This window comes from Novosphingobium sp. 32-60-15, assembly GCF_002280675.1.
GTDB lineage: Bacteria > Pseudomonadota > Alphaproteobacteria > Sphingomonadales > Sphingomonadaceae > Novosphingobium.
In genome coordinates this window covers 1-6685 of the sequence record NZ_NCEN01000056.1, presented here as the reverse complement: position 1 = coordinate 6685, position 6685 = coordinate 1, and the positions used below count along the sequence as shown (strand labels likewise).

The following is a 6685-nucleotide window of genomic DNA, read 5'->3' as shown; positions in this document are numbered from 1 at the left end:
CCACTTACTGGTTGATCTGCGCCGGAAGATATCAAGCTGAGCGCGGGTTGATTATGATCATATTATCCTACCTTCTAAATTTCACTCAAGTTGCGGGCCGGAAAGTTGCTGATTTTCTGGGTCGCCGCTTTTGCGGCGCGTAAACGCGTTATTCTCTCCATCCATTGGTCGCGCCGAACACGGCGTGGCTAAGGCGCACCTCGCCGAATTCGTTAAAAATCCGCCATGCGGTCGATCGGCGGACCGCACGCGTCCCGTGCTGGGTATGCTGGCGCTTACCGGATAACGGCACACGCAACGCGTGCGCCCGCCCCGCCGATCGGTTGCGTGACATGGTCATCGGGGCTGGCGTGAATAACCAGGGCGGACCCATCGGCATCGAGAAGGTTCGGCCGGGATGACGCTGCGTCCAGCGAGACAAGTGCCGAGAAGGCTTCGGCATTGACGGTGCCGTCCGCCGCCACATGAATATTCGGCAATTCCCCAAAGTCCGGCCCTTCCGGATTGAGAAGCCCGTGAGGTGTCTTGTGATCCTCGTGGTTGATATGCGCGCCCGATTTCTGGAAGCCTTGGTCGGAGCAATCGCCAGTCGCATGGAAATGCATGGCGTGCCAGCCAGGCGTCAGCCCGGACGCCGTCAGACGCAGAAGCACGCCACTGCGACCGTTGGTCAAGGTCACCTCTCCGATCTTGCCGCCGCCGGCCTGAACGATGTCGCTCTTGACGGCTTTCGGCGCGGAAGTTTGCGCAATCGCCGCGGTTGCCGTTGCGAGTCCCAGGATCGTCAAAGCCGCTATCCCATATTTCATCGCTCTATCTCCTTCCGCGTGAATTATTTACCCTCGTCCAATGGACTGCGGAGGGTCGCCGGTCAGTGCCCTTTCCGGACCCGGCCCAGACCGCTTGTCGCCGGAGGGATGGCTATGGGATATTCCTCGCCTTTTTGCGACCGACAAGAGGCAACATGCGATGCAGCACGAGGTCGCGATCTATGAAATGGTGTTTTAGAGCGCCCAACACATGTAAGGCGAGGACGACGTAGATCGCTTTAACCATGATCTTGTGCGAATCACCGAGCGCTCCTGCAACATCCTCGTCCTGCGGTAGTGGCAGGTTAGGGGCTGGCAGCACTCCATAGAGCGGGACTTCGGGCGTAGCGCCTGCTGACGCCGCGGCCCATCCCAGCAACGGGACACCGATCATCAGTACGTAGAAGACAATATGGGTGCCGCGCGCCAGCGCCCGTTCCCAAAACCACATATCTTGGGGGAAGGGCGGCCAGGGATGTGAGATCCGCCAACCCAGCCTGAACAGGCTCAACAGCAGCACCGTGATGCCGACAGACTTGTGGAGTTGGTAATAGCCGAGCTTTTGTGAAGGCGCCGCATCTTCCATCCAACCCCCGAACGTCGCATTGGCGAAGATGAGGATGAAGATCGTCCAATGGAGGATGATCGAAACAATGGAATAGCGAGATTTGGCTTCTTGCATCGATATGTCCCCGGCAGCCTCTGGCGAGGGTAGCATGAGTCCAAGCCCGTTGCTTGCAGCGCATGCTGACCGGTTACGCAGAAGCACTGTGAGCGCTTGTGCGGGCCGCAAGCCCAACGTGCTTCCGGCGCGCGCCGTGAGGTTAGCTTGGATCCCCAGACAATCACATCGCTGCTCTCGCCGGCAAACAGCAAACCAGATCATCCGGGCTAGACACGTGCGACCCAATGCTCGGCCATCACTCAATGATCTTTGCAAAGGCATCTTCTTTGGAAGGGACTTTTACATCAACTCATCGATCAGCAGCAAGCCAAGGAAGCCGACAAAGAACATCGCGCTAATGAGTGGACTGTCGGGTCGCTCGTGTGCTTCGACAAGCAACTCTTCGGTGACGAGGTAGAGCAGTGCCATCAGACCGAAACTCAGGAGGCCCACGATTACCGGCGTCGGTAACATGGCGACGGGCATGGCGACTGTGGTGCCTAGTGGCAAGAGCAGGCTGAGCCCGAATACGGTTGCGATCACGCGCAGTTTTGACGCGAGCGTCTCACTGAGTTCGGCCGTGACGGTGACACCGAGGAACAACACCTCCAGCGTCAGAGCAACGGTCAGAAGCACGCCAGCCTTCTGCCCAGCGATGAATGCCAGCCCGAGGACCAGGCCATCGACAAGAATGTCAATGCCGACAGCGCTGAGCATCGCCACCGGGCCTTTCGCGCGTCCTTCGAGCTCCTTTAGAAGCAACATAACGCCGACGCCGATCATGCCGCCGACGAGCGTGGCAAAGGGCGAGGCATCGTGTTTGATCTGCGGCAGGATTTCAGTCGCGGCCGCCGCGAACACCACGCCTGCGGCAAGATGCTGCATGGCGCTGACAAAGCTCGCGCTGGGCCTTCGCAACAGCGACAGGAGCGCCCCGGCCATAACGGCCGCGACCGGGATAATCGTATAGGCGATCGCTGGCATCAACACCCCCTCAGGCGCGAGCGCATTTGCGCGAGGGCTTACCCGGCTCGCGAACATCGATGTCCTTACCGGACACGGTAAGGGTCATGCCATTTCCGGCATAGGTGCTGTCGGGGGCGGGCGCTGTCAGCCGCGCTGACGGACCGGAAGACCCCTGCCTTACATTGATCGACAATTCGTCCTTGAGAAAATCCACATAAATGACGTCGCCACCGACGCACCGATAGGTATGGCTCGCAACGATCGGTGGCGGCATCGCGACGGGTGGAGCCTCCGCCTGGTTGTTGCTGGATGTGTCGGCCGTGTCGGTGCCGGAGCACCCGGCAAGCAAAGCGGCGCACGGCAATGCCAGCAGAATAAGGTTTCGCGCCCGCGCAGTCCGGCCCGGGAGGTCAGCTTCCTTGGAGGGGCATGTCATGGCAATCTCCTTTCGATGGTAGGTGCTTACGAGCGTGGGCATACCGATCCGACATGGGCAACAACGCCCGGTGCCGGACCGCGATCATTTGAAGCCCGGTTCGAACAGTGTGCCTCCAAAAAGGTTGAGGTCGCGCGCTTCGGCACGCCCCATCGCGGCCAGCAGTGTGAATCCGGCAACATATGCATCGCGTTCGGCGGTGACGAGCTGGACGCGGCTGTTGAGCAGTTCCTGCTCCGCGTTGAGCACGTCGAGAACATTGCGTGTGCCGACGCTGTTTTCCGCCCGAACCCCCTCCAGGGCGAGCGTGTTGGCCGCAATCGCGGTCTTGGACGACTGGATCACCGTCTGCGCGGCCAGATAGCGCGAATAGGCCGCGCGCGCTTCGGCAACGACGCGCCGTTCGATGAAGATGATTTGCTCGATCGCCTGGCTTTCGAGCGCGGTTGCGCGCCGCACCTGGGCGGCCGGCAGGCCGCCTTGATAGAGCGGGATCGTCGCTGAAAGCCCGATGGTCGCCGTCGTTTGGGCCTGCTGGAACACGCGTCCGGGGATGTTGCTCGCGAGCGTACCGAGATAATTGTTGTAGCCGCTGCTTCCCACAACCGAGAGCGTGGGCAAGCGCGAGGCCGCCGCTACACGGACATCGTAGCGCGCAGCCTTGGCATCGGCCTTCGCCGCGACAAGCTGCGGATTGTTTTCGACGGCAATGGCGACGGCATCGGCGGACGATCGTGGTAGACCCGGCAGCGCCGGCGGTGATTCCAGATCGCGTGCGGGCAGGCCGACGAAACGGAGATAATTTTCCAGGCTGGTATCGAGTTGCGCGAGCGCCGTTTCGAGCTGGCCTTGGGCCACGGCAAGACGTGCCTCCGATTGCGCGACATCGGTACGGGTCAGATCCCCGACCTCGAAGCGATCGTGCGTAGCCCGAAGGTTGGTTTCGAGGACAGCGACATTGCGACGGTTGAATCCTACGATCGCGTCATCGCGCATAACGTCCATGTAGACAGAGACGATTGCCGTGAAGAGATCGGCTTCGGTGAAGCGCAGGTTCGCACGGCCCGATTCCACGCGCGCATCGGCTGCACGGATCCCGTTCTTGACGCGGCCGCCCTGATAGAGCGGAAACGATACGTTGGCATTTGCGCTCGTGGCCCGCAAGGGCGCGGAGAAGCTATTGGCAGAACGCACGACAAATTCCTGATAGTCGGCGGTCGCGCTCAATGCCGGGCGCGCCGCCGCCTTCGCGATCGGCACACCTTCATCCGTGGCGCGCAAACCAGCCCGCGCCCCGGTCAGGCTGGGATTGGTGCGATAGGCATGGATCAACGCCTCGCGCAGGGTTTCGCCATGCGCGGGGCTCGCCGCGATAAGTGGTAGGGCAATCCAGGCGAATCTTGGGAATGAGTTCATAGCGTATCTCCATTTTTCTGAAAAGTAAGCAATCGCGCCGTGACACGCGATGATCGCTGACATGACGGCCGCGGTCTCATCGACATCGCGCACTTTCACCACGTCCACGCCGGTCTGCGCGGCGGGATAGTCGTTGCCGCCCGGATAGATCGCATCGCCGAGGAACAGCATTCCCGCCAGCGGCACGCCGCTTTCCTCGCTTAGCCGCTTCAGGCCGTAGCCTTTGTCGACACCTTCGCGGGTCACATCGATCGACGTCGTGCCGCCAAGATTGACCGACAGGCCCGGCAGCGCCGCGCGCAGCGTCTCTTGAAGGGCGATGCGCTTGGCGCGGTCCGGGTCCCAGCTCTTCTTCGCGAGCAGTGGTGCGTTCTGGCCGAGGCCAGAGAAGGTAATCTGGCTTCCCCGATCTTCGACCCGAGCCCCCCAGGCCCGCTCATCGGCGACTCTCACTATTGACAGCGCGTGGTCAAAGGCAGCGCGGATCTTCGCCTTTTCCGCTTCATCGAACAACTCGGCATAGATTGTGCGCCACTCGCCGTTGATGAAGCGATAGAGCTTGGTGCCCGTGGTGGGCATCAGCCATAATCGATCACGCGCTGAGTCGGCCGGCAATCGCGAAGCGACTTGTCTATAGAATTGCGGCCAATCACCCCCCGAGATCACCGCGACATCCGCCAGCGCGAGCAGGCGGATGAGCAACGCTGCCATCTCGGCAGACAAGGGGCGTTTGCTTTCGGTAAGAGTGCCGTCGAGATCGAAGACGATCAGCCACTTCATGTCGCATCACCTGCTGGAGCGCGATCGGCGAGAAGGGGGTAGTGCATAGCTGACATCAGACTTTCTCTCGGCACAGATCCTTCATCGCAGCTGTCCGTCGTCAGAACATTTGGCGCAACTCGCGGCGTAGATTAGCGGAGTGTCGGCCTCGTCTGGGGATTGATGTTAGGCGGCGAGCCTGCGGTGTTGCAAGCGCCGATGTTCGATGGTCTGTCGCTTGATCCTTTCACGCTGTTTGATGATGGTTGGGGCTCTGCCGAAGTAGGCATCGGCGGGCGTCACGTTGTTCAGGCTCTCGTGGTATCGCTGGTGGTTGTAGTGCTCGACGAACGCCTCGATCCGGGCCTCGAGGTCGCCGGGCAGGAAGTAGTTTTCCAGCAGGATGCGGTTCTTCAGGGTCTGATGCCAGCGCTCGATCTTGCCCTGGGTCTGCGGGTGGCATGGGGCGCCGCGAACATGGCTCATCTTCCGGGCCTCGATGTATTCAGCCAGTTCGCCCGCGATATAACTGGGACCATTATCCGACAGCAGCCTGGGCTTGTGCAGCACCGTGGCGCTGTCGCAGCCGGAAGCCGCAAGAGCGAGGTCCAGCGTGTCGGTCACGTCCTCGGCCCGCATATTGGTGCAAAGCTTCCAGGCGATGATGTAGCGCGAGAAGTCGTCGAGCACGGTCGACAGATACATCCAGCCCCAACCGATGATCTTGAAGTAGGTAAAGTCGGTCTGCCACATCTCGTTCGGCCGGGTGGTCTTGGTGTGGAACTGATCGGCGGCCTTGATCACGACATAGGCCGGGCTGGTGATCAGATCGTGGGCCTTGAGCAGGCGGTAAACCGTGGCTTCGGACACGAAGTAGCGCTTCTCGTCAGTGAAGCGCACGGCTAGCTCGCGCGGGGACAGCTCACTGTGATCCAGCGCCATCTCGACGATCTGGTCCTGGATGTCCTCGCCGATGCGGTTCCACACCCGGCTCGGTGCCGATGGCCGATCCTCCAGCGCTTCCGGCCCGCCTTGGAGGTAGCGGTCATACCAGCGATAGAACGTCCGGCGGGCGATGCCGAGCTGGTCCAGCGTGCGCTTGGCGGACAGGTGCGACTGCTCGACGATGCTGATGATCTCCAGCTTCTCGGATGCAGGATACCTCATTCGTCGTCGCCCCCATCCGCGAGAATGCTTTTTTTGAGCAGACGGTTCTCGAGCGTCAGGTCGGCGACGCACTCCTTCAGCGCGCCGGTCTCCCGGCGCAGATCCTTCACCTCATCTGTGGTCGCGGCACGGGCAGTATCGCCGGCCAAGCGCCGCTTGCCCGCTTCCATGAACTCCTTCGACCAGGTGTAATAGAGGCTCTGGGCGATGCCTTCCTTGCGGCACAGCTCGGCAATGCTGTCATCGCCGCGCAGTCCATCGAGCACAATGCGGATCTTGTCCTCGGCCGAGAAGTGCCGCCGGGTGGCCCGGCGGATGTCCTTCACCACCGCTTCCGCAGAGGCCTTGGTGCGCGATTTTGCATTGGAGGATTTGGGTCTCATCTTCGTTCCTTCGTCACTACGACGAGACCCAAATCCTCCTTAAATCACAACCTCAAATCTGTGCCATTGGTGCTGACGGGGAACA

5 protein-coding genes and 2 pseudogenes are annotated in these 6685 nt (G+C 61.1%); all 7 read right to left on the bottom strand.

All coding sequences use genetic code 11. The features are described 5' to 3' along the window. Positions 1-275: 275 nt before the first annotated feature. A complete protein-coding gene (locus B7Y89_RS18055) occupies positions 276-809 on the bottom strand; it encodes a superoxide dismutase family protein (RefSeq protein ID WP_007015417.1) in 534 nt (177 codons plus the stop codon). A gap of 112 nt (positions 810-921) precedes the next feature. After that, positions 922-1491 (bottom strand): cytochrome b, encoded by a 570-nt coding sequence (locus B7Y89_RS18050; protein ID WP_007015416.1) that lies wholly within the window; start codon positions 1489-1491, stop codon positions 922-924. Between the two features lie 282 nt (positions 1492-1773). Next, positions 1774-2457, bottom strand: a complete 684-nt coding sequence (locus B7Y89_RS18045) for a transporter (protein WP_039858502.1) — start codon at positions 2455-2457, stop codon at positions 1774-1776. A gap of 10 nt (positions 2458-2467) precedes the next feature. After that, positions 2468-2917: a hypothetical protein gene (locus B7Y89_RS18040; protein ID WP_292940959.1), complete on the bottom strand. Its 450-nt coding sequence runs from the start codon at positions 2915-2917 to the stop codon at positions 2468-2470. A 42-nt stretch (positions 2918-2959) separates the two neighbouring features. Next, positions 2960-4213: pseudogene (locus B7Y89_RS18365) on the bottom strand (TolC family outer membrane protein); the annotation flags it as partial. Between the two features lie 120 nt (positions 4214-4333). Next, positions 4334-5071: pseudogene (locus tag B7Y89_RS18360) on the bottom strand (HAD-IIB family hydrolase); the annotation flags it as partial. 165 nt (positions 5072-5236) lie between these two features. Continuing rightward, a protein-coding gene (locus B7Y89_RS18030; protein WP_179407693.1) for an IS3 family transposase occupies positions 5237-6600 on the bottom strand; the annotation gives its coding sequence in 2 pieces (ribosomal slippage) (positions 5237-6252 and positions 6252-6600; 1365 coding nt in all). Positions 6601-6685: the final 85 nt, after the last annotated feature.

Excerpts from the sequence above, each read along its gene's own strand:
- B7Y89_RS18055 (WP_007015417.1), bottom strand. The coding sequence starts at position 809 with ATGAAATATGGGATAGCGGCTTTGACGATCCTGGGACTCGCAACGGCA.
- B7Y89_RS18050 (WP_007015416.1), bottom strand. The coding sequence starts at position 1,491 with ATGCAAGAAGCCAAATCTCGCTATTCCATTGTTTCGATCATCCTCCAT.
- B7Y89_RS18045 (WP_039858502.1), bottom strand. The coding sequence starts at position 2,457 with ATGCCAGCGATCGCCTATACGATTATCCCGGTCGCGGCCGTTATGGCC.
- B7Y89_RS18040 (WP_292940959.1), bottom strand. The coding sequence starts at position 2,917 with ATGCCCACGCTCGTAAGCACCTACCATCGAAAGGAGATTGCCATGACA.